The sequence below is a fragment of the Chryseomicrobium palamuruense genome, from assembly GCF_042649045.1.
Lineage (GTDB): Bacteria > Bacillota > Bacilli > Bacillales_A > Planococcaceae > Chryseomicrobium > Chryseomicrobium palamuruense.
Map to the genome: position 1 here is coordinate 18,011 of NZ_JBHSEF010000016.1, position 21,959 is coordinate 39,969.

A 21,959-nucleotide genomic window follows, 5' to 3' on the forward strand; every position below is an offset into this window, starting at 1 on the left:
TTAGTTAAAGAAGATAAACAGTTGCCCGTAGCGTTCTGCGAAGCGTTGAAGATCTTCTTGGAAGAACTGTACGAGTACCACAAAGCTGTTGAGTAGCATGTGGGCAAGTATCGAAGCGGCAATGCGTTTCGTCTTGTAGTAAATAAAGGCGAATATAAAGCCCGACACGGAATACAGTATGATGTGGGTGAATTCAAAGTGAATGATACCGAACATGATGGAACTGATCAGCGCGGCAATAAAAAAGTTGGAACGTGGAAGCAACATCCCGAACAAAATGCGGCGGAATAAAATCTCTTCGAGAATAGGTGCAAAAATCGCAATAGCGAAAATGACGACCGGAACAGAACGGGCAATCTCTATAAATATAGCTGTGTTTTCTGAACCAGGTTCGACCCCGAGTAACTGCTCGATTCCTGCCGCAAAGGCTTGGCCGAAGAGCACCATGAAAAACCCGATGAACCCCCAGCCGATGACGGCACCCGTTGAGGACGGTTTCGGGCCAAGGGGCTTTAAAAATGTTTTATCTTTCCGGATAAAATAAAAAAATACGACGACGGCTGCAAGCATGCTAGAGAAAATCCACCAACCGACTGCTTGCATCTGAGGGTCTTCAGTGCCCATCCGTTCAAATAGGAAGAGGAATGGTATCGGTCCTACAGCGCCACTAAGTTGCATAATAACGTACGTAATCAGTAAAGAGAAGGCAATTTTTTGGTGAGACATCATGTGTTTCCTTTCTTCGAAACAGAATCTTTCTATATTGTACCGCATCAAAAAAATTAATCCAAAATTTCATCTTCTCACTTGCATTCAGAAGCGGCATTTATTATTATAATTAGTGTATTAGCACTCAAGATGTGAGAGTGCTAATAAAATCACAACCATTTATCAGGGAGGTAGTTTCACTTGTTAAAACCATTAGGTGATCGTATCGTAATCGAATTAGTCGAAGCAGAGGAAAAGACAGCTTCAGGCATCGTTCTTCCGGATTCAGCGAAGGAAAAGCCACAAGAAGGAAAAGTACTCGCCGTCGGTAATGGTCGAGTCCTTGATAACGGCACACGTGCTGAATTAGATGTTCGCGAAGGCGACCGTGTTCTGTATTCGAAATATGCTGGAACGGAAGTTAAGTACGATGGAAAAGAGTTATTAATCCTTCGTGAGTCCGATATTTTAGCAGTACTTCAATAATACGATTAGGGAGGAACATCCATTATGGCAAAAGAAATTAAATTTAGCGAAGACGCACGTAGCGCAATGCTTCGTGGTGTAGATAAATTAGCAGACGCAGTGAAAGTAACACTTGGACCAAAAGGACGTAACGTCGTTCTTGAAAAGAAATTCGGTTCACCTCTTATCACAAATGATGGGGTAACGATCGCAAAAGACATCGAGCTTGAAGATGCATTTGAAAACATGGGTGCAAAGCTTGTAGCAGAAGTAGCTTCTAAAACGAACGACATCGCTGGGGACGGGACAACAACAGCGACCGTCCTTGCGCAAGCAATGATTCGCGAAGGATTGAAAAATGTAACAGCTGGTGCAAACCCTGTCGGCATCCGTAAAGGGATCGACACAGCAGTAGCTACAGCGATTACAGAATTAAAAACGATTTCTAAAGAAATCGAAGACAAAGAGTCGATTGCACAAGTAGCTGCGATTTCTTCTGGCGACGACGAAGTCGGTGAATTGATCGCAGAAGCAATGGAACGCGTTGGAAACGACGGCGTTATCACCATCGAAGAATCAAAAGGTTTCACAACGGAGCTTGATGTTGTAGAAGGTATGCAATTTGACCGCGGCTACGCATCTCCTTACATGGTGACAGATTCAGATAAAATGGAAGCGATTCTTGAAAACCCGTACATCTTAGTAACGGACAAAAAGATCACAAGCATCCAAGAAATCTTACCAGTGCTTGAGCAAGTGGTTCAACAGTCTAAACCACTCCTACTCATCTCTGAAGACGTTGAAGGTGAAGCGTTAGCAACACTAGTTGTGAACAAACTACGCGGAACATTCAACGCAGTAGCTGTTAAAGCACCAGGTTTCGGTGACCGTCGTAAAGCGATGCTTGAAGATATCGCGACACTGACTGGCGCAGAAGTGATCACAGAAGACCTAGGCCTTGAGCTGAAGTCAGCGAACATCACGCAACTAGGTCGCGCAGCGAAAGTTGTGGTAACGAAAGAAAACACAACGATCGTTGAAGGAGCTGGAGACTCAGACCGCATCGCGGGTCGTGTCAACCAGATCCGTTCACAACTGGAAGAAACAACTTCTGAGTTCGATAAAGAGAAGCTACAAGAGCGCTTAGCGAAACTTGCTGGCGGTGTGGCCGTGATCAAAGTCGGAGCAGCAACTGAAACAGAATTAAAAGAACGCAAACTTCGTATCGAAGATGCATTGAATGCAACACGCGCTGCAGTTGAAGAGGGTATTGTATCCGGTGGTGGTACGGCTCTAGTCAACGTTTACAACAAAGTATCGGAAACATTAGAAACTGTAGAAGGCGACGTGGCAACAGGTGTACGCATCGTTCTACGTGCACTTGAAGAGCCAGTACGTCAAATCGCAACGAATGCAGGACTAGAAGGTTCCATCGTTGTGGACCGTTTGAAACGCGAAGAAATCGGCATTGGTTTCAACGCAGCAACAGGTGAATGGGTGAACATGATGGATGCTGGTATCGTGGATCCAACAAAAGTAACACGTTCCGCATTACAAAACGCAGCATCTGTTGCGTCTCTATTCTTAACAACAGAAGCAGTAGTAGCAGACATCCCAGAACCAGCTGGCGGCGGTATGCCAGATATGGGCGGCATGGGTGGTATGGGCGGCATGATGTAATCATCCGCTCAACTGAAAAAGAGGGTTCACACAAAATTGTGTGAACCCTCTTTTTTATAATGCTTTGTGTAGGGAGAAAAACGTAAATTGTTTAATCATAATATATTCATTCTATCGCTCGGCTTCACCTTCAGTGGTTTCGATCTTCTTTGTCTTCTCGTCTTAGAGCTCTTCGTACTTCTTAACTACCATAGACATCTGTTCAGTTGTAAGGCTTTCTTCAATTCGAGCTCGGGAATAATTTTGTAGTGGAATTAACTGCCAGATTCAACGGTTATAAACTAAGAAAAATTTTGAGTAACAACTATTCTGTTTAACTCAGTTCATTAAAATAAGCAATTATGAAAATAATTCACTTACTATCCGTATTTTTATGATCGTTTTTTTCTGAATTATTGTATTTAGGGGCTTTTGTTTGCGTCATTTTGCTTAAATCGTTACCACTTACATCATATCCGTAGCCGAATTCTTCCCGATCCTGATGTTTATTCTTATTCTTGTTTTTTTCTTCATTCTTCAAGCTGCTCACCTCCTAAAAGTAGCTTGTTCCATTTATATATCGCTATTCGCATACGATAGTGGGGAGCTAATGGATAATCTACGTATAGCAACAATTAAATATTGTTTATAAATCTATTTATATTTAGTTATACGAAAGATATAATAAAAATACGATGTATTGTATATATTTAGAAATTAGAAATGGAAGAAAGGTGTGGTTATTCATGTGTACAATTATTGGAACAATGGGAGATAACACATTCTGGTTAGGATCGAATAGCGATAATCCATGGGATACCAGAACCAAGATATATGTAAATGATGAGTATACTTACAAATTCATAGGAACAAAATTGAAAAGTCCAAAGGATGATTTGCCCTGGTCTAGCATGATGACAAGAGGTGTCAATGAAGCCGGAATTGCTTTTACCTTTTCCTTCGTCCAACGAGATCCTGAAATACCAATTCCAGAAGGCATCGACTTTGAAGAATTTGGACGGACCATTTTAGGAGAGTTCTCAACCCTTGTGGACATTGAAAGCTATTTAAAATCGACTAACATGAAAATTAGTGGCAATTTCCTTTTTGCTGATGATAGAGGTACTTTGCTTTTAGCAGAATTTTTGCCTTATGAATCCAGATTTATATGGAAGAAAAGTGACACCATGTTCAGAACCAACCACTTTTTGGAGCTCCCTACAACCACCCAGGAGCTGCATCCAAACTCAGCTCTGAGATTTGAATCATTGCAGAAGGCTTTAGACAAATATCCTTTATTAGACGATCGTAAATTGTATTTGGTCAATTTGTTAAAGAATCACGAAAATGATACAGAGAACCAACAGTTTGGAAATTCAAACTGCAGCCATGGTGAAAAAGGTGGCACGATCAGCTCTGAAATAATAGATCCTCAAAGCCGGACCCTTTGGTATAATTATGGATCGCCATGCGGCAGCAAAGCTCAATTGGATAGCTGGGGAAATTATGTCCCATTCAAACTTGACGAGCTTGACGCAGGGGATGTAACGACTTATGAAGGAAAAATTCTTGCAGCGTTGGAAGGGGAATGATTATGACTTTGTCAAAACTGACTACATGGAATCCTATTGAAGCGCGGGACATGATACGAAATAATAACTGGGTAAAGCCGACATCAGGTATGGCCAATGGCTATATACAAGCAAATTTGGCGGTTTTACCAAAAGAAATGGCATTTGAGTTTCTTCTTTTTTGCCAACGAAATCCAAAACCATGTCCTATAATTGACGTAACAGAGCCTGGTTCAAGAATCCCATCATTGTCTGCTCCACTGGCAGACTTAAGCACAGACATTCCAAAATACCGGGTTTATCGCCATGGACAGCTTGTTGAAGAAAAGACAGATGTATCCGATCTTTGGGATGAGAACATGGTGGGCTTTTTGATTGGATGCAGCTTCACTTTCGAAGATGCCCTCTTGCAAAATGGCATTCCGATTCGGCATATAGAAGAAAATTGCAATGTTCCGATGTACAAAACCAATATACCTTGTGTTAACGCGGGGCGATTCGAAGGACCAATGGTTGTCAGCATGCGTCCCATGCCTGAAAAAGATGTGATACGCGCTGTACAGGTCACAAGCAGATTTCCTTCTGTTCACGGTGCGCCAGTACATATCGGAGATCCAAAAAGCATTGGGATACAAAATATAAACAACCCGGATTTCGGTGATTCCGTAACAATCAAAGAGGGAGAAGTACCTGTGTTTTGGGCATGTGGTGTAACTCCGCAGGCAATTGCCATGCATGTGAAGCCTGAAATCATGATCACTCATGCACCGGGACATATGTTCATCACGGATTTAAAAAATGAAGATTTCAGTGTTATATAATTTTTTTTCACAAAGTCGTTAAAGTTAAAACTTTAGCGGCTTTTTTTATTGGAATAATTTTTGAAAAGAATCTGATCAGATTAAAATCTCTAATCCAATATAAAGATTAAATGAAAATGCATACATTTTTTTGCAATAATAATTAAATTCAATCAATTCTAAAAAAACAAAAAATTATGTTGTTTTTATTTGGATGACACCATATAATGAGAGAAATAAAGTTTAGACTTCTTATTGTTTTTTTGATGAAGTATATCCTTCAAAAAATGATTAGACCTATTTAGAGGAGGGAGAGCCTAAGATTGAGTATCGAACGAATCTCCGAGATAGAGATACAAACAATGAATTGGAGGAAAACCGAATGAGAAAAAATCAAGTGTTAAACATATTAGCAATGGGACTATTTATTATTTTGCTTTTAGCAGGTTGTTCGGATTCAGAAAACAATACTGGTACATCCGATGCAGTTGAGGTGGGAGAGCCGAAAACTGGAGGAACGATTACAATTGCCATGTCGGAAGAGCCAGATACGTTGGATCTTCATAAAACCGGAATGCTGGCGGCGACAAATGTTTCAGCAAACTTCGGTGGGGCGCTTCTATCCCAAAATCCGGAGACGATGGAGTTTGAGCCAAACCTTGCAGAGAGTTGGGACGTTTCCGAGGACGGCACAACTTGGACATTCAAAATACGCAGCGGAGTGACACATCATGATGGAACTCCTTTTAATGCCAAAACATACGAAGCAACATTAAAACGGGCGCTTGATCCTGCTACAAATGCTTTAACAGCTAAAACGCAATTGGCTGAAGTTGAATCTGTTTCAGCACCGGATGAATCTACTTTGGTCATCAAAACGAAACAACCATTTGCACCATTGTTGCAATATTTAAGCACGCCAGCTTACTTGCTGCCGATGTCAATGGATGCGATTGAAAAACATGGTGACCAATATGGACGCAATCCTGTCAGTGTCGGTCCATGGAAGTTTGAGAGCTGGGTTAGTGGTCAAGAAGTAACATTTGTTAAAAATGAAGATTACAACTGGAAGGAGCCATTTTTTACCAATGACGGTCCCCCAAAACCGGACAAGCTTGTATTGAAATTCATCACGGATACTCAAACAAAATTGGCAGCATTGGATAGCGGTACTGTTGATGCTGCATTAGCTTTACAAGCAAAGGACGTTGAAAAGTATGAGAACAACCCGAATTTTGAAATAGTAGAAACGGTACGTACTGGTCCGAGTGCATTTATCATGACAAACCTGCGCAGACCGATTCTTCAAGATATTCATGTAAGACGAGCATTAAACTTAGGTGTTGATAAAGAGAATCTACTACAGGCAGCTATTCAAGGGGCAGGTGTTGTGGACTACGGTCCATTACCAACTTCATTATTCGGCTATGACGAAAATATTGAAAGCTACGGCTATAAATACGATTTGGAAAAAGCAAAGGCCGAATTGGAGGAAGCAGGCTGGAAGCTGAATGGCAAAGGAATACGTGAGAAAGATGGCGAGACATTAACGCTTGAAATGTTAAGTTCACCAAGCTGGGGAACAGCTGCTGAAATTCTTCAAGCCATGTATAAGGAATTAGGGATCGATATTAAGATCACTACGTTAGAGGTAGCCGTATTAATCGAAACTGCTGCCAAAGGCGATTATGATTTGACAATGTTGGGTTATGCATCCCACGATCCGGACATCTTGTACATGCTCATGCATTCAGGCCAAAAAGAAGCCTTGAATCTTGGTCATATTGACAATAAACAATTGGATGAATTATTGGAACTAGGACGTTCAGCAGTTGTTCCGGAAGAAAGAAAGAACGCTTATATCGAAATTCAGAAGCTTGCAGTTGAAGAAGCTTGGTGGGTGCCACTTTATACAGCGAAAGAATACAATGTGATCAGCAAACGGGTGCAAGGAATCACCGTTCACCCGATCCGAGGTATTTTATTTAATGATGCTTGGGTGAATGAATAATGGGTTCATTCATCATGAAAAGAGCGGGCCATGGAATTGTTGTACTATTCGGAATATCGGTATTTTCATTCCTATTGATTCATTTAATACCGGGTGATCCTGCTCGGATGATGTTGGGTGACAGTGCTTCAGCCGAACAAATAGCACAGCTGAGGGAACAACTTGGGCTTAACCAGCCCTTGGTTGTTCAATATATGAATTATTTATCTGATGTCATTAGAGGGGATTTCGGTACATCATTCAGAACTGGGAGACCGGTACTTGAAGAAATCTTGATTCGTTTCCCTGAAACGGCGAAGCTTGCATTGGCCGGAATGACAATCGCAATCTTAGTTGGAGTAACTTTAGGTATTCTTGCTGCACACTTCAAAGATTCCTACATTGATCAGGCTATAACCGGATTTGCATCATTAGGGTTGGCCATTCCGAGCTTTTGGCTTGGATTGATGCTGATCATGATTTTCAGCGTAACGTTAGGATGGCTTCCTGTGGCAGGCGGCACCGGATTTGCCGACCTCATTTTGCCTTCGGTTACCTTGGGAGTATTGGCTTCAACTGTTATCGTCAGATTGACCCGTTCTGGAATGATCGACGTCCTTTCTCTGGACTTCATTAGAACAGCGAAAGCGAAAGGATTGGGGGAAAGTGCTGTACTATTCGGACATGCTTTCCGAAATGCGATGATTCCTGTAGTCACGGTTGTGGGTCTGCAGATTGCCTCCTTGCTTGGGGGGACGGTAATTATCGAGCAACTGTTCAACTGGCCAGGACTCGGCACGTTATCGATCGGCGCCATCACTACACGGGATTTTCCATTGCTTCAAGGAACGATTCTGTTCATCGGGATCGTATTTGTGACTGTCAATATTATGGTGGATCTCCTTTACGGCTTCATAGACCCGCGCATCAAAATGGGCAACGCACAGGAGGGGAACTGATTATGACCAAAGTTGATGCTTCAATCTATACGATACCAACTAATTCAGCAGTTGGAGAAGTGGCAGTTAATGCCAATAAGCGCAGCCATATTTTTCAGAAACTAATGCAAAATAAAACAGCAAGAAATTCTCTGTTTTTTTTATCGTTAGTCATTTTAGTCGGCGTATTAGGACCGCTATTTGCTCCCTACAATCCGACTGAACCAAAGTACGATGCACTACTCCAAGGGCCTTCCGCTGCGCATTGGCTCGGAACAGATAGTCTTGGGCGGGATTTACTGTCTCGTTTGATCTATGGCTCAAGAGTGACTTTAATCGTTGGCTTAGTTTCTGTATTAATCACTACTGTTATCGGTACGTTCATTGGATTGGTAAGTGCTTATTTCGGAGGATTGGTTGATGCCATATTAATGCGGATTATGGACGTTTTACTAGCCCTGCCAAGTATCATCATGGCTTTGGCCATCGTTGCGATACTCGGACCAAGTTTGACAAATGCGATTATTGCCATTGGTATCTCCTCCATCCCGAGTTTTTCAAGAATTGTAAGGGGTGCTGCGCTTTCGGTGAAATCTTCAGGCTATGTCGAAGCAAGCCGTGCATTGGGAAGTTCAAATGGTTGGATCTTGCGCAATCAAATTCTACCCAACATTATGAGTACTCTTGTCGTATTCACTACATTGTTGGCGGGGATTGCCATTCTTGAGATGGCGGCCCTCGGTTTTGTGGGATTGGGAGCCCAGCCGCCTACTCCTGAGTGGGGCACGATGCTGAATGAAGGTAAACAATACATTTACAATGCATGGTGGCTGATAACATTTCCGGGAATAGCAATCATCATGGTTGTTTATGCATTGAATAAATTAGGGGATGCTCTGCGTGATATATTTGATCCGAAGTCTTCAAATTAACTGATAAGGTGAGAGGAGGGTGATAAACATGGACAATATACTTAAAGTAGAAGATTTAAAGGTTACATTTAGCAACACGAAAAACCAGGTGACTGTAGTGGACAATATTAACTTTCATATCGAGAAAGGTGAAGCTCTTGGTATTGTTGGAGAATCGGGCTGCGGTAAAAGCGTCACATCTCTCGCGATTATGAGGCTTTTGAATAAAAATGGGCTGGCCGAAGGAAAAATTGTGTTGAACGGGCAGGACCTGCTGCAGATCGATGAGAAAAATATGAGAAAAATTCGTGGAAATCAGGTGGCAATGATTTTCCAGGAGCCGATGACATCCTTGAATCCAGTTCTTACCATTGGGAAGCAAATATCAGAAGTTCTTGTGCTACATGGCGGCGTAAACAAAAGAGAAGCCAAAGCCAAAGTGCTTGATTTGCTAAAACAAGTTGGAATTCCTCGTGGTGAAGAGATATTTTACGAATATCCTCATCAGTTATCGGGTGGGATGAGACAACGTATTATGATTTCCATGGCTATTGCCTGCAATCCCGAACTTCTAATAGCAGATGAACCGACTACAGCACTTGATGTGACGATTCAAGCTCAGATTTTAAAGCTTTTAAAAAAATTGCAATCGGATCTGGGCATGTCCCTTGTATTGATTACCCATGATTTAGGTGTCATTGCAGAAGTGTGTGACAGAGTATTGGTCATGTATGCAGGTGAAGTAATAGAAACTGCAGATGTACGCACTTTACTTCGCAATCCGAAACATCCTTACACGACCGGATTGATTAAATCCAATCCGCATAAGTCGAAAGGAATTGATCGGCTGTATGCGATACCGGGGAATGTTCCTGCACCAGGAGAACACCCTGTGGGCTGCCGTTTTGCGCCACGCTGTGAGCATGCAATGGCCATTTGTTCTGAGAATAGTCCCGAGTTCGTTCATATAGCTGATAATCATTACAGCAAATGCTGGTTATACAGCGACGAACATAGCAAGGAGGTAAGCCATGACTACGCCCCTATTGGAAATTAAAGGATTGAAGAAACATTTCGTCAAAAAAAAGAGTATATTAAAACCCTCTATTTATATAAAAGCAGTTGATGGTATTAATTTGACAGTTGCCGAAGGTGAGACATTAGGAATTGTCGGTGAGTCCGGCTGCGGCAAATCAACTGTCGGTAGAACCATCCTTAGGCTACTTGAACCTACGGAAGGAAAAATCATTTTCCAAGGAAAGAATATTTCCGAACTCAACAAAAAAGAAATGCGGGACATGAGGCGGCATCTGCAAATGGTCTTTCAGGATCCGACTGCAACGTTGAATCCGAAAAGTACAATCCGTGAAATATTGACTGAACCGTTGATTGCTCATCGTATAAATCCAAAAGAGAGAAAGGCATTAATCGAAGAAATGATCCAAATTGTCGGACTTACTGTCGGGCATTTGAATCGATACCCTCATGAATTTTCGGGAGGACAGCGTCAGCGTATAGGGATTGCCCGGGCTTTAATGTTAAAGCCACAGTTGATCATTGCCGATGAACCAGTTTCAGCACTTGACGTATCCATCCAGTCCCAAATATTAAATCTGCTCTCGGATTTACAAAAACAATTTAAATTGACTTATATTTTTATTTCACATGATCTCGGTGTCGTTGAGCATATATCTGATAGAGTTGCAGTCATGTATTTGGGAAGAATAGTAGAACTTAGCGATAAAGAGCAATTATTTCATAATCCTCTTCATCCCTATACAAAAACCCTATTATCGGCAATACCGAAGCTGGATCCGGACGATGAGAGGGAAACAATCATCTTGACAGGGGATTTGCCTTCACCCTCAAATCCACCAAGCGGATGTGCTTTCCATACTCGTTGTCCATCCTGCATGGAAGTCTGTAAAACGGTGTCGCCGGAAGAAAAAATGGTAGAGGGTTCGCTAGTGGCTTGCCATCTATACTAGTTTACAAATATAAAGGAGGAATAACGTGAAGCTGGAGAAATTATTTGAAAAACTTGAAGAGTATTATCCGGTTATGGTCGATTTTAGAAGAGATCTTCACATGTATCCCGAGCTGTCATTCGAAGAGGATGAAACCCCCAAAAAAATAGCGGAGTTTCTTAGTAAATTGGGTTTGGAAGTGAAAACTGAAGTAGGCGGAAGAGGTGTAGTTGGATACCTTAAGGGGGGCAAGCCCGGCAAAACGGTTGCATTGCGTGCAGATTTTGATGCACTACCTATACAAGATGAAAAAGATGTCTCGTATAAATCAAGAATTCCTGGTGTCATGCATGCATGCGGACATGACCTGCATACAGCAGCGCTATTGGGTGTAGCCAAAGTTTTGAGCGAAGTAAAGGATGAGATTGCCGGCAACATCGTTTTTATCCATCAGTTTGCCGAAGAAAAGCTTCCCGGTGGTGCTAAGCCCATGATAGAGGATGGCTGTTTGGATGGAGTTGATGTAATATATGGGGCGCATGTTTCCTCAAACGCACCGATAGGCATGATATCTTTAAACGATGGCAGTCTATTGGCTGCTGCTGATTCTTTTGAGATTCAAATTCAAGGCAGGGGCGGACACGGTGCATCGCCACATATGACTGTTGATTCAGTAGTTGTTGGATGCCAGTTGGTCATGAATTTGCAGCAAATCGTCAGCAGAAAGGTTGACCCGCTTTCCCCAGCTGTAGTAACAGTCGGAACGATCAATGCAGGCCAAAATTTCAATGTGATTTCTGATACAGCTCAGATTACGGGAACTGTCCGTACATTGGATGAAGAAGTTAGAAGCCTGATAGAAAACGAGATTGATAAAATTGTATCGTCCACGTGTGCAGGTGCAGATGCAACAGCAAAACTAACCTATACGCGAGGGTACCCTGATTTAACGAATGATAAAAAAGAGGCTAACCGGATCACAAGCCTTTCTGAAAACATCTTTGGAGAAGATATGGTGTCTCAAGTAAAGCCGATTATGGGCGGGGAAGATTTTGCCTATTACTTGAAAGAAGTACCTGGTGCTTTCTTTTTCGTTGGTGCAGGAAATGAACAAATCAATGCCACTTATCCCCATCATCATCCGAAATTTGATGCGGACGAACGTTCCATGATTAATACCGGTAAAGTTTTTATTGCGGCAATCCAAGACTACTTGAATACTGAGTCTGAGGTTAGTGGGCAGGAAAAAGTAGAAATTTTAAGGTAAGTGAAATTTATAATATAAGGTTAAAAAACCATAGGTGAAGGAGCTTTTATGATGAGTACATTGACGTCTACATTAAGAACGGTAACATCTGAAGATCTTTATAAATTTCAATGGCCAAGCACTCCGGTCATTTCGCCGGATGGCAAGCAAGTAGTATATGAAAAAACAATCGCGAAAAAATCCACAAACGGCTATGAAACACATCTTTGGCTTTCGGACATAAGTGGACAGTCTCGCAAGGTTTTGACTTCAGAAGGAAACCTAAACACTTCTGTTATCTGGTCGCCTGACGGGAAAAAGATAGCCTATCTTTCTAATGAAGAATTTGGGACACAGGTTTGGGTACTATCTTTGGAATCCGGTGAGAAAAAACGGATTTCGCAGTTTAAACGGGGTATCAGTTCCATCCTATATTCTCCAGATGGGGAAACCATTTATGGGTTGGTTCCGGTTAAGCTGAACGAAGAAATAGAAGTGTTTCAAGAACGAGATTCCGATGACGAAGCAAAACAATGGGGTCCAAATGACCATATCGCTTGGAAAAACGCTCCTAAACGTTACAGTGGATTGTACTACAAACTGGATGGTGCCGGTCTGAAAAAAAACTTAAAGCTACAACTGGTCTCCATTGATGTGCATTCTGGAACATTCAGCCAAGTGACAAATTCAGCTTACGATGTTACAGAACCTGCCATTTCTCCTGATGGTAAATATTTACTTTTTTCATCTATCAGCAGCGACAACGACAATATATTGTATAAAGGCGAACTAAATAGGATTTCTGTACAGGGAGGAGAAGCAGAAAAACTGTATGATGCATCAAAAGTTGCCAGTCCTTCGTATTCACCGGATGGAAAGTGGATCAGTTTCATAGGTGGAGATATGGTACATCAACAATTGCTCATCATTCCTGCCGATGGTGGAGAATCGATAAGTTTGAGTGATGATTATCCGGATACTTTAGCTGACTTGAACTATACCGACATGCGATATATCAAATCTTACGTAAAACCGCAATGGTCGAAAGATAACCGTTTTATATATGCTCTTACTACACACCAGGGAACAAATGAAGTTGTGCGTTTTTCAGTTTCAGAAAATGGTAGTCAAACAACAGTTGTAGGTGGACAACGTGCGATATTCCACTTTGCCTATGATGGTGATGAGACGGTTGTTGCCGCATATTCTTCCCCTTCGCATCCTGGAAAAATAACTGCTAATCGAATATCGGAAGAAGAATCTATTGTTCGCACCATTCGTAATGTAACGGATATCATTGAAGTGTATAATCCAATATTTCCTAAAAATGAAGTACGCATAGACGATTGTAACGATGAACTTTTGTCAGAGCTGAATGTGGTTGAACCGGAAACATTTTCATATGAATCGGTAGATGGCTGGCAAATTCAAGGATTTATGTTGAAGCCAGCTAATGTGGAAACAGGTAAGAAATATCCTGTCCTCCTCGAGATTCACGGCGGCCCACATTCCATGTATGGCTATACTTATTTCCACCAAATGCAGTTAATCAGTGCCCAAGGCTACGGTGTTGTATTTACAAATCCTCGGGGCAGTTCCGGATTTGGAAGAGAATTTACGGAGGCGGTACAAGGCGATTACGGTGGTAAGGATATGCAGGATATTCTCAATGGTGTGAAAGAAGCCGTTACAAGATATGATTTTCTAGACGGTGAACGAGTCGCGGTCAATGGACTTAGCTATGGCGGTTTCATGACAAATTGGCTGGTAACTCATACAGACCGTTTTTTTGCTGCTATTACGGAAGGCTGCATTTCGAATTGGGTATCATTTTTCGGAACAAGCGACATTGCCCCTGGTTTTATATCCCAGGAGTTTCTTGGAAAAACAGATCCGGAATCACTTTGGAAATTTTCACCGCTTGCCTACGTTGAAAATGTTCAAACCCCACTTCTCATTGTCCATGCAGAAGATGATCTGCGTTGTCCGATTGAACAAGCGGAACAATTTTACTCTTATATAAAGCGGCAAGGAAAAGAAGTGGAGTTTTTGCGTATCCCGAACGCCAGTCATGTCATGCTTCAAAATGCAGAACCGGAAAATCGGATAGCAAGGGTCGAAGCGATGGTCGATTGGATCAATACCCATCTGCCGGAGTAAAAAGGGGGAAATGACGTGTTGAATCTACAGCGAAAATTGGAAGCTACTTTAGAAAATATTCCAGGAACATTCGGTGTTGCCATAAAGAATCTGGAAACTGGTGAAAGTGCCTTTATTAACGGGGATAGTCAATTTCAATTGGCCAGTACATTTAAAATCCCGATATTAGTGACACTGTTCCGAGATGTGGAAGAAGGTAAGCTTTCACTTAGTGACAGGATTGAAATTTGCGAAGAAAGCTATGTGCCGGGATCTGGAATTCTCCAAGAGATTGATCACGGACTGAAGGTGACAATCAAAGATTTGGCAACGCTGATGATTATTCTGAGTGATAATGTTGCTACTGATGCCATCCTAAAGCTTGTCAGTATTGAAAGGGTTTCTACCTATATGAAAGAACTCGGGCTAAATGAACTTTATATCAATCAAAGCTGTTGGGATCTAATTACAACGAGCTTAGGCATGGATGCAAAAACATATTCAGCCGAAGCAGCACACACACTTCGGACAACTGACTTCACACCAGAATCGTTTGATACGGACAGTTTTGTCTTTCATCCAAACAAAAGAAGTAATGAATCAAGTCCAGTTGAAATGAACCGGCTGTTAGAGATGATTGCAAAGAAAGAATTACTATCAGAAGCATCCAGTAATGGAATATTAGAAATTCTATTCAAGCAGCAGCATAGAAATAGAATTCCACATCATTTGCCTTACGGGACTAAAGTTGCAAGCAAAACGGGAACTATTCGTGATGTAGTTAATGATGTCGGTATTGTTTATCTGCCGGACGGTAAAGGTGCTTACACTATCTCTGTTTTTTCCAAGAATAACGTGACCATGGAAGAAGGAGAAAAAACCATCGCTCAAATAGCTAAAATTGCTTATGATCACTTTACAGCAGTGTAAATCCATTTAATTTAACAATCGTTCATCATAGTATGTGGTGAACGGTTTTTTCTTTTGTTAGGGCCCATTACATGGGAGGGGAGATTATGGCTCAATCTGTTGAAAAAATATTGATACTGACAGTCCATACAATACTGACTATGAACGTCCTGCAATGGTGAACAAGACTACAAATCAAGTACCATTCTGGTAATAGATCGGATGGTAACGGCTATAACGATTTCAAAAAGAACCCCTTAATAATATTTAAATTTTTTTGGCTGTAACTCTCTGAACATTTGGAAGTTAACAGCCTTTTTCGATTCTGATTATAGAAAAGAAAACGTTCATTCTTTTTATAATTATTTATATTTTAAAATATTCAAAAAAATATAAAAAATTAAGTTGTAATCCAAAGATAATAGGCATATAATGGATGAAAGTATAAACTTTATAAACATTTTTATTTGAAGTTTAAGCTTCGTAATTGTTTTTATTGTTTGAGGAGGATGAGTTTTGAAGATAGAAAGAGTTGAATTACAAGAAATATTAATGCCTTTAAAATCACCATTTGTAACAAGTTTTGGCCGGCAGGAAAAGAAAGTAATAACGATTGTCCGGCTACATAGTGAAGGGAAGGTTGGCATTGCAGAAAGTGTGGCATTGGCATTTCCATTCTATAACGAAGAAACGAATGGTACACTTTGGAATATTATGGAAGAGTTTTTGATTCCAATATTATTAGAAAACGAAATTTCACACCCAGATGATGTTTCATCATTATTTTCACATATACGCAGAAATAATATGGCAAAGGCTGTGCTGGAAAGTGCTGTTTGGGACTTATACAGCAGAATAAACAATCAATCCTTGTCCCGCGCACTCGGAGGATCTTATAAAGAAATTGATGTCGGCGTCAGCATTGGGATTGAAAGAAGCATCGAACAACTTCTGACAGTTGTAGGTCATTTTATAAATGAAGGCTATAAAAAAATCAAAGTCAAAATCAAACCGGGCTGGGATGTAGAGCCGATCAAAGCCATCCGGGAAAAATACGGCTACGATGTCCCCCTTATGGCAGATGCAAACTCAGCATATACATTACAGGATATTGATCTACTAAAAGAGTTGGATCAATACAAACTGATTATGATCGAACAGCCGCTAGCTCATGACGATATTATCGACCATGCGAAATTACAGGCTCAACTTTCAACCTCTATCTGTTTGGACGAAAGTATCCACTCACTGGAAGATGCCAGAAAAGCCATAGAATTGGGAAGCTGCAAAATTATTAATATAAAGGTGGGAAGAGTAGGAGGATTAACAGCAGCAAAACAAATTCATGACTACTGTGCATCAAAAAATATTCCCGTGTGGTGTGGAGGCATGTTAGAAGCAGGAGTAGGAAGAGCACATAATATTGCCATTGCATCCTTGCATAATTTCAGTATTCCGGGTGATACATCGGCCTCAAACCGTTACTGGAATGAAGATATTGTCGTGCCGGAAGTAACCACGATCAGACCAGGGGTTATTGAAGTCCCTAAGGGCGACGGCATTGGCTTTGAGCTGAATGAACAAGTGATCCGAAAGTATTTAACAAGAGAAGTTTCATTCGGGGCAAAATCAAAATTAGGGGAGGAAGAGGCAGTTTGAAATTATTAATCGGCGAAATCTTACATGAGACAAACACGTTTTCCAATGTAAAAACAGATGTCGAAGCTTTCAAGTTATGGGGCTGGAACAAAGGTGAAGACCTTCTCTCAAAAAACCGAAATGTAAGAAATTATTTAGGTGGCATGATAGATCAGGCAGAAGCATTGGGAATCGGCTTGATTCCTACCTTTGCTACCTTTGCCTATCCAGCAGGAATCATCACTTCTGAGGCCTATGAAGCGCTATTAAATGAATTGATCGAAGGCATCAAAAGTGCTGATGGATACGATGCTATTCTTCTTGCGCTTCATGGAGCAGGAGTTTCTGAAGTTACAGAAGACCTGGAAGGTTCCATACTTAGTAAAGTAAGAGAAGTTATCGGAAATCATATTCCGATTGTCGTTACATTGGATTTACATGCAAATGTTACATTCGAGATGGTCAAGCATGCAACGCTCATTTTGGGGAATCATTTGTATCCCCACACAGATAGCTATGAAATAGGAATGGAAGCAGTTGACTGTGCCGTGCAAATCATTGAAGGAAATCTAAAACCGACCATGTTTTTGCGACATCTTCCATTGATGATTCCCACTTCCACAACGAATCTCCCTCCGGCAAAAGAAGTGAATAATCTATGCTTTGAATGGGAAAAGAGCGACCAAGTTGTGGATTGTACCTTTTACCATGGATTCCCCTACACGAACATTTCTCAAGTAGGAGTATCCGTTTTAGTCACAACCAACAATAGCAGTGAGTATGCAGAAGATATTGCGAATAAAATTAGTGAATATATTTGGGATAACAAAGAAAAGTTTCTACAAAAACAGCCATCTCCGGAAGAAGGCATAGAACTTGCCCTTGCACATGTGGGGAAGCCAGTAGTCATCAATGAAACATCGGATAACCCTGGGGGTGGAACTCCTGCTGATGGGACGTATTTATTAAAGGCAATGATTAATAAAGGCATTGAAAAAAGCTGCTTCGGTTTTATATTTGATCCAGAAGTGGTGAAACAAGCAGTCGAGTCCGGCATCGGCACCACCATTGAGACCCAATTAGGTGGCAAGACCGATAGTTTGCATGGCGAACCGATACAATTAAAAGCTTATGTAAAAAGCATTACAGATGGTGTATTTATTCAATCCTCTCCTATGGGAAAAGGTTCTGTCATTAATTTAGGACCTTCTGTCAGATTGCAGAGCAATGGCGTAGATATCATTGTCTGCTCAGTAAAAGCACAAACATTAGATGAACAAATCTTCTTACTCCATGGCATTGACGTACAAGATTATAAAATCGTTGCGTTAAAGTCAAGTCAGCACTTCCGCGCAGGTTTCGAACCTATCAGCTCCAAGATCATCACTGTAGATTCTCCAGGCTTAACAACATTAGACTTTACATCATTCAAGTATACAAATTTAAAAACAGAAGTATATCCGTTAAGTGAAGTATTAATTAAATAATAGATTAGGGGGAAGAATTATGGGAAAAATGAAACCATTTAAAATTTGGTCTATGCTGCTTGTTCTATTACTGGTAATATCAGCCTGCTCGCCGAGTGAGTCTTCAGAAACTGAAACAAGCGATGGCCAGGCAGAAGCTTCTGAAGGGGGCACAATCGTGGTTACCTCTGTCCGTGAGCCTGATACGGTCGACGTCCAAAGGACTACATGGGTAGATGATGCGAATAATCACTTGTATGAGCCTCTTCTTCGATTCGATTTTGATGGCAATATTGTTCCTGCATTAGCGGAATCTTATGAAGTTTCAACTGATGGTCTTGTTGTTTCTTTCACGCTTAGGGAAGGCGCCACTTTCCATACAGGCACTCCAGTAACATCAGACGCTGTAAAAATATCCTTTGAGCGTTTTATTGAATCATCTCCAACAAGCTACATGATCGGTCCATTGAAAGAAATTAAAGTCATAGACGATAGGACATTTGAATTCCACTTTTCAGAACCATTTGCGCCTTTTCTTAGCAATGCTACTGTCTCTTATTTAGCACCTCTTGATCCATCTGTAATTGGGGAATATAGCGAAGACTTAACAGATGTTGCAAGTTCAGCTGGTATATTAAAAGTTTCAGAAATCAAACGCGGATCCTCCATTACTTATGTACCTTACGAAAATTTCAATTTAGGCCCTGCCTATTCAGAAAACAAGGGGGCAGCTACTTTTGATGAGGTCGTTTTCCGTTTTATTTCAGATGATGATACAAGACTTCTTGAATTCAAGCGTGGAAATTCACAAATCATGATGTCCGTTCCTCCCAATTATATTAAGGAATTGGAAGCAGATCCAAACGTCACGTTAGAGCGGACATTGGCAAATGGACACGTATACCTTGGTTTCAACAATCAAAAACCAATTTTCCAGGACAAAAATATTAGACAAGCTATTGCATTAGCTGTCGACCGTTCAACAATCGTAGATTTCGCGCTTGAAGGATCTGCACAACCTATATATGGACCCCTGCCTCCAACAATTCCGGGATATAGCCAAACTGTTGAGGATGAGGCTGCAGCAAAATATGCACGTGACTTAGAGGAAGCAAAAAGCTTGCTGGCAGAATCGGGATATACAGAAACAAATGGAGATGGATTTGTCGTAAAAGATGGGAAACCTTTATCAATCGAGCTTTGGGTAACACAAGAACCAACTATGCAGCGAATTGCACAAGTACTTCAAAATCAATTGAAGGAAGTGGGTATTGAAATCAGGATTTCAGTCCAGGAAGATGCAACAATACGTGCACAATCCCCTGAAGGTGTTCATGAAATGCTTCTCTGGACTTACGGCTGGTATGATGCAGACATCTTAAATTCCATGTTTGGTCGTGGTTTGTCAACTCGCGTACATTATCAAAATGATGAATTAATCAGTATATTGGAGAAAGCTCGTGTTGTAGTTGATACAGATGAACGTATGGCACTTTATGAGGAAGCTCAGAGAATCATTGTTGAAGAGGCTCCTTGGGTACCATTGTTTGTTAGGGAAAATGTACTCGCACACCGTGACTTGGAAGGACTGAAAATACATCCAATAACGGGGACGATTATATGGTCGGACGTAAAGCTTAAGAAATAGGCTTCAATATTAGGGGAGTGGGATAACTTCCTCCCCTAATTATTGATTTTAAGGAGGTTAGTTGGTGTGTCAGGATATATTCTGAAACGATTATTTACAACGCTCTTAACTTTATTGGGTGTTTCCATCATTGTATTTTTAATGGTACATCTTATTCCTGGCGATCCTGTTACCTATATTCTTGGTGAGTTTGCGACTGAAGAAGCGGTGAATAAGCTGAAAAGCGAATTGGGCTTGGACAAAAATCTTCTCATCCAATACTTTGTATTCATATTAGGTGTCATACAGGGTGATTTAGGTACTTCTTATATTACAGGCCTAAGTGTAGTAGAAGAAATAATAAATCGAATTCCAGTAACCTTTCAGTTAGCCGTGTTTAGCTTGATCATCGGTTCCATAGTCGGAATATTGTTAGGGATTATAGCTGCTGTTAAACAAAATACCATTTTTGATCAATTGGCCATGCTAATCTCCCTTGTGGGAATATCTGCGCCAGGGTTTTGGATAGCACTATTTTTAATCTATTTGTTTTCATATTTAATACCTATTTTTCCTATATCGGGATATGACGGTATATATTCATTAATTCTTCCTTCAATCACTCTTGGTCTTGGCACATCAGGAAATATAGCTCGTATGACCAGATCAAGTATGCTGGAAGTTATTAAACAGGATTATATGCGGACTGCAGAAGCAAAAGGAGTCAATGTGTTTCAGTTGATTTTTGGACATGCATTACAAAATGCTTTGATACCTGTTATCACACTCATTGGAATTCAATTTGGAAACTTGTTGGCAGGAGCGGTTGTAACTGAAACGGTCTTTGCATTGCCTGGAATAGGAAGTTTGGCAATCGATGCAATTGCAACAAGGGATATGCCGACAGTCCAGGGGTTGGTGTTATTTATGGCCTTTATGTTTATTGTAGTAAATCTAATCGTAGACATTTTTTATAGTGTAATAGATCCACGTATTAAATATGAATAGAAAGGAGGAAGTGTAAATGAGCGGAATAATTACTTCAAAAAATATAGATCCTTCACTTATTAACCTCCAAAAAAACAACACGAAATCATATTGGCAAATCGTATGGGGAAGACTGATGAAAAACAAAGGTGCAATGGCTGGATCATTTATATTGATTTTCTTTATAGGGGCTGCTCTATTGGCACCTGTTTTGGCTCCATTTCCTATCGATGAAATGAAGATGGAAAATCGTTTTTTGCCTCCATCCCTTGATCATTTGCTTGGAACAGATGAATTTGGAAGAGATATCTTATCACGGATGATGCATGGCGGCCGGATATCATTGATGATGGGACTTGTCGCTGTCTCTATTGCAGGTATTACCGGGGTGGTCCTCGGCGTGATTTCCGGCTATTATCGAAGAATTGATATTTACATTATGCAAATGATGGATATTTTACTTGCATTTCCTTCTTTGTTATTGGCAATCGCAATTATTGCAGTTCTTGGTGTCGGGCTGACAAATGCCATGATCGCTGTTGCTATTTCGGTTATACCATCCTATGTTCGTGTTGTACGTGGTGCAGTATTATCGATTCGTGAAAAAGAGTACATCGAGGCTGTTCAAGCATTGGGTGTCAGTGATTTTAAAATTATTGTCAAACATATATTTCCTAATGTGTTATCTCCAGTAATAGTATTGTCTACTTTGCAATTTGGCACAAGTATACTGGCAGCTGCTGCACTCAGCTTTTTAGGTTTAGGTGCTCAACCACCCACGCCTGAATGGGGGGCAATGGCTTACGTAGGAAAATCGTTCTTGTTGCAAGCATGGTGGATGTCTTTATTCCCTGGCCTTGCAATCATGTTGGTCGTTTTAGGATTTAATCTATTGGGAGACGGTCTTCGTGATGCACTTGATCCAAGACTAAAGTAAA

The 21,959-nt window shown here is 40.9% G+C and carries 19 protein-coding genes; 17 read left to right on the forward strand and 2 right to left on the reverse strand.

Annotated features, from left to right (window positions below; all coding sequences use genetic code 11):
* On the reverse strand, window positions 1-726 hold the full coding sequence (locus ACFO0S_RS06610; RefSeq protein ID WP_378141011.1) for a CPBP family intramembrane glutamic endopeptidase: 726 nt from the start codon (window positions 724-726) through the stop codon (window positions 1-3).
* Window positions 727-909: 183 nt separating this feature from the next.
* Between ACFO0S_RS06610 and groES the strand changes: the two genes are divergently transcribed.
* Complete coding sequence (gene groES, locus ACFO0S_RS06615; RefSeq protein WP_378141012.1) at window positions 910-1,194, forward strand: co-chaperone GroES; 285 nt, start codon at window positions 910-912, stop codon at window positions 1,192-1,194.
* Window positions 1,195-1,218: 24 nt separating this feature from the next.
* Window positions 1,219-2,853, forward strand: a complete 1,635-nt coding sequence (gene groL, locus ACFO0S_RS06620; protein WP_378141013.1) for a chaperonin GroEL — start codon at window positions 1,219-1,221, stop codon at window positions 2,851-2,853.
* A 352-nt stretch (window positions 2,854-3,205) separates the two neighbouring features.
* Here the strand turns inward: groL and ACFO0S_RS06625 are convergent, their stop codons facing one another.
* The gene (locus ACFO0S_RS06625) at window positions 3,206-3,373 is read right to left on the reverse strand and encodes a hypothetical protein (protein ID WP_378141014.1); all 168 of its coding nucleotides are present in this window, start codon (window positions 3,371-3,373) and stop codon (window positions 3,206-3,208) included.
* A gap of 205 nt (window positions 3,374-3,578) precedes the next feature.
* Here ACFO0S_RS06625 and ACFO0S_RS06630 point away from each other — a divergent pair, with 205 nt between their 5' ends.
* The 15 genes from ACFO0S_RS06630 (at window position 3,579) to ACFO0S_RS06700 (ending at window position 21,958) form a co-directional block, all read left to right on the forward strand.
* Window positions 3,579-4,424 (forward strand): carcinine hydrolase/isopenicillin-N N-acyltransferase family protein, encoded by an 846-nt coding sequence (locus ACFO0S_RS06630; RefSeq protein ID WP_378141015.1) that lies wholly within the window; start codon window positions 3,579-3,581, stop codon window positions 4,422-4,424.
* Window positions 4,425-4,426: 2 nt separating this feature from the next.
* Window positions 4,427-5,224: a putative hydro-lyase gene (locus tag ACFO0S_RS06635; protein ID WP_378141016.1), complete on the forward strand. Its 798-nt coding sequence runs from the start codon at window positions 4,427-4,429 to the stop codon at window positions 5,222-5,224.
* 361 nt (window positions 5,225-5,585) lie between these two features.
* Window positions 5,586-7,214: an ABC transporter substrate-binding protein gene (locus ACFO0S_RS06640; RefSeq protein ID WP_378141017.1), complete on the forward strand. Its 1,629-nt coding sequence runs from the start codon at window positions 5,586-5,588 to the stop codon at window positions 7,212-7,214.
* Complete coding sequence (nikB, locus tag ACFO0S_RS06645; protein WP_378141018.1) at window positions 7,214-8,152, forward strand: nickel ABC transporter permease; 939 nt, start codon at window positions 7,214-7,216, stop codon at window positions 8,150-8,152. Before ACFO0S_RS06640 ends, nikB begins: the two co-directional genes overlap by 1 nt.
* A 2-nt stretch (window positions 8,153-8,154) precedes the next feature.
* Window positions 8,155-9,063, forward strand: coding sequence for an ABC transporter permease (locus ACFO0S_RS06650; protein WP_378141019.1), 909 nt, complete (start codon window positions 8,155-8,157; stop codon window positions 9,061-9,063).
* A 28-nt stretch (window positions 9,064-9,091) separates the two neighbouring features.
* Window positions 9,092-10,099 carry an ABC transporter ATP-binding protein gene (locus ACFO0S_RS06655; protein ID WP_378141020.1) on the forward strand — a complete coding sequence of 336 codons (1,008 nt, stop codon included), beginning with the start codon at window positions 9,092-9,094 and terminating at the stop codon, window positions 10,097-10,099.
* On the forward strand, window positions 10,074-11,030 hold the full coding sequence (locus ACFO0S_RS06660) for an ABC transporter ATP-binding protein (protein ID WP_378141021.1): 957 nt from the start codon (window positions 10,074-10,076) through the stop codon (window positions 11,028-11,030). Before ACFO0S_RS06655 ends, ACFO0S_RS06660 begins: the two co-directional genes overlap by 26 nt.
* Before the next feature lie 73 nt (window positions 11,031-11,103).
* The gene (locus ACFO0S_RS06665) at window positions 11,104-12,276 is read left to right on the forward strand and encodes a M20 metallopeptidase family protein (RefSeq protein ID WP_378141053.1); all 1,173 of its coding nucleotides are present in this window, start codon (window positions 11,104-11,106) and stop codon (window positions 12,274-12,276) included.
* 60 nt (window positions 12,277-12,336) lie between these two features.
* Window positions 12,337-14,415: a S9 family peptidase gene (locus ACFO0S_RS06670; RefSeq protein WP_378141022.1), complete on the forward strand. Its 2,079-nt coding sequence runs from the start codon at window positions 12,337-12,339 to the stop codon at window positions 14,413-14,415.
* A gap of 15 nt (window positions 14,416-14,430) precedes the next feature.
* Window positions 14,431-15,324 carry a serine hydrolase gene (locus ACFO0S_RS06675; protein WP_378141023.1) on the forward strand — a complete coding sequence of 298 codons (894 nt, stop codon included), beginning with the start codon at window positions 14,431-14,433 and terminating at the stop codon, window positions 15,322-15,324.
* A 495-nt stretch (window positions 15,325-15,819) separates the two neighbouring features.
* Window positions 15,820-16,962, forward strand: coding sequence for an o-succinylbenzoate synthase (gene menC, locus ACFO0S_RS06680; RefSeq protein WP_378141024.1), 1,143 nt, complete (start codon window positions 15,820-15,822; stop codon window positions 16,960-16,962).
* Window positions 16,959-18,428 (forward strand): M81 family metallopeptidase, encoded by a 1,470-nt coding sequence (locus ACFO0S_RS06685; protein ID WP_378141025.1) that lies wholly within the window; start codon window positions 16,959-16,961, stop codon window positions 18,426-18,428. The genes menC and ACFO0S_RS06685 overlap by 4 nt, the downstream gene beginning before the upstream one ends.
* 19 nt (window positions 18,429-18,447) lie before the next feature.
* On the forward strand, window positions 18,448-20,055 hold the full coding sequence (locus ACFO0S_RS06690) for an ABC transporter substrate-binding protein (protein WP_378141026.1): 1,608 nt from the start codon (window positions 18,448-18,450) through the stop codon (window positions 20,053-20,055).
* Between the two features lie 66 nt (window positions 20,056-20,121).
* Window positions 20,122-21,042 carry an ABC transporter permease gene (locus tag ACFO0S_RS06695; RefSeq protein ID WP_378141027.1) on the forward strand — a complete coding sequence of 307 codons (921 nt, stop codon included), beginning with the start codon at window positions 20,122-20,124 and terminating at the stop codon, window positions 21,040-21,042.
* Between the two features lie 16 nt (window positions 21,043-21,058).
* A complete protein-coding gene (locus ACFO0S_RS06700) occupies window positions 21,059-21,958 on the forward strand; it encodes an ABC transporter permease (RefSeq protein ID WP_378141028.1) in 900 nt (299 codons plus the stop codon).
* Window position 21,959: the final 1 nt, after the last annotated feature.

Coding starts and splice junctions, on each gene's coding strand:
- ACFO0S_RS06610 (WP_378141011.1), bottom strand. CDS start 726: ATGTCTCACCAAAAAATTGCCTTCTCTTTACTGATTACGTACGTTATT.
- ACFO0S_RS06650 (WP_378141019.1), top strand. CDS start 8,155: ATGACCAAAGTTGATGCTTCAATCTATACGATACCAACTAATTCAGCA.
- ACFO0S_RS06660 (WP_378141021.1), top strand. CDS start 10,074: ATGACTACGCCCCTATTGGAAATTAAAGGATTGAAGAAACATTTCGTC.
- groL (WP_378141013.1), top strand. CDS start 1,219: ATGGCAAAAGAAATTAAATTTAGCGAAGACGCACGTAGCGCAATGCTT.
- ACFO0S_RS06665 (WP_378141053.1), top strand. CDS start 11,104: ATGGTCGATTTTAGAAGAGATCTTCACATGTATCCCGAGCTGTCATTC.
- ACFO0S_RS06655 (WP_378141020.1), top strand. CDS start 9,092: ATGGACAATATACTTAAAGTAGAAGATTTAAAGGTTACATTTAGCAAC.
- ACFO0S_RS06690 (WP_378141026.1), top strand. CDS start 18,448: ATGGGAAAAATGAAACCATTTAAAATTTGGTCTATGCTGCTTGTTCTA.
- ACFO0S_RS06700 (WP_378141028.1), top strand. CDS start 21,059: ATGAGCGGAATAATTACTTCAAAAAATATAGATCCTTCACTTATTAAC.
- ACFO0S_RS06640 (WP_378141017.1), top strand. CDS start 5,586: ATGAGAAAAAATCAAGTGTTAAACATATTAGCAATGGGACTATTTATT.
- ACFO0S_RS06630 (WP_378141015.1), top strand. CDS start 3,579: ATGTGTACAATTATTGGAACAATGGGAGATAACACATTCTGGTTAGGA.
- nikB (WP_378141018.1), top strand. CDS start 7,214: ATGGGTTCATTCATCATGAAAAGAGCGGGCCATGGAATTGTTGTACTA.
- ACFO0S_RS06635 (WP_378141016.1), top strand. CDS start 4,427: ATGACTTTGTCAAAACTGACTACATGGAATCCTATTGAAGCGCGGGAC.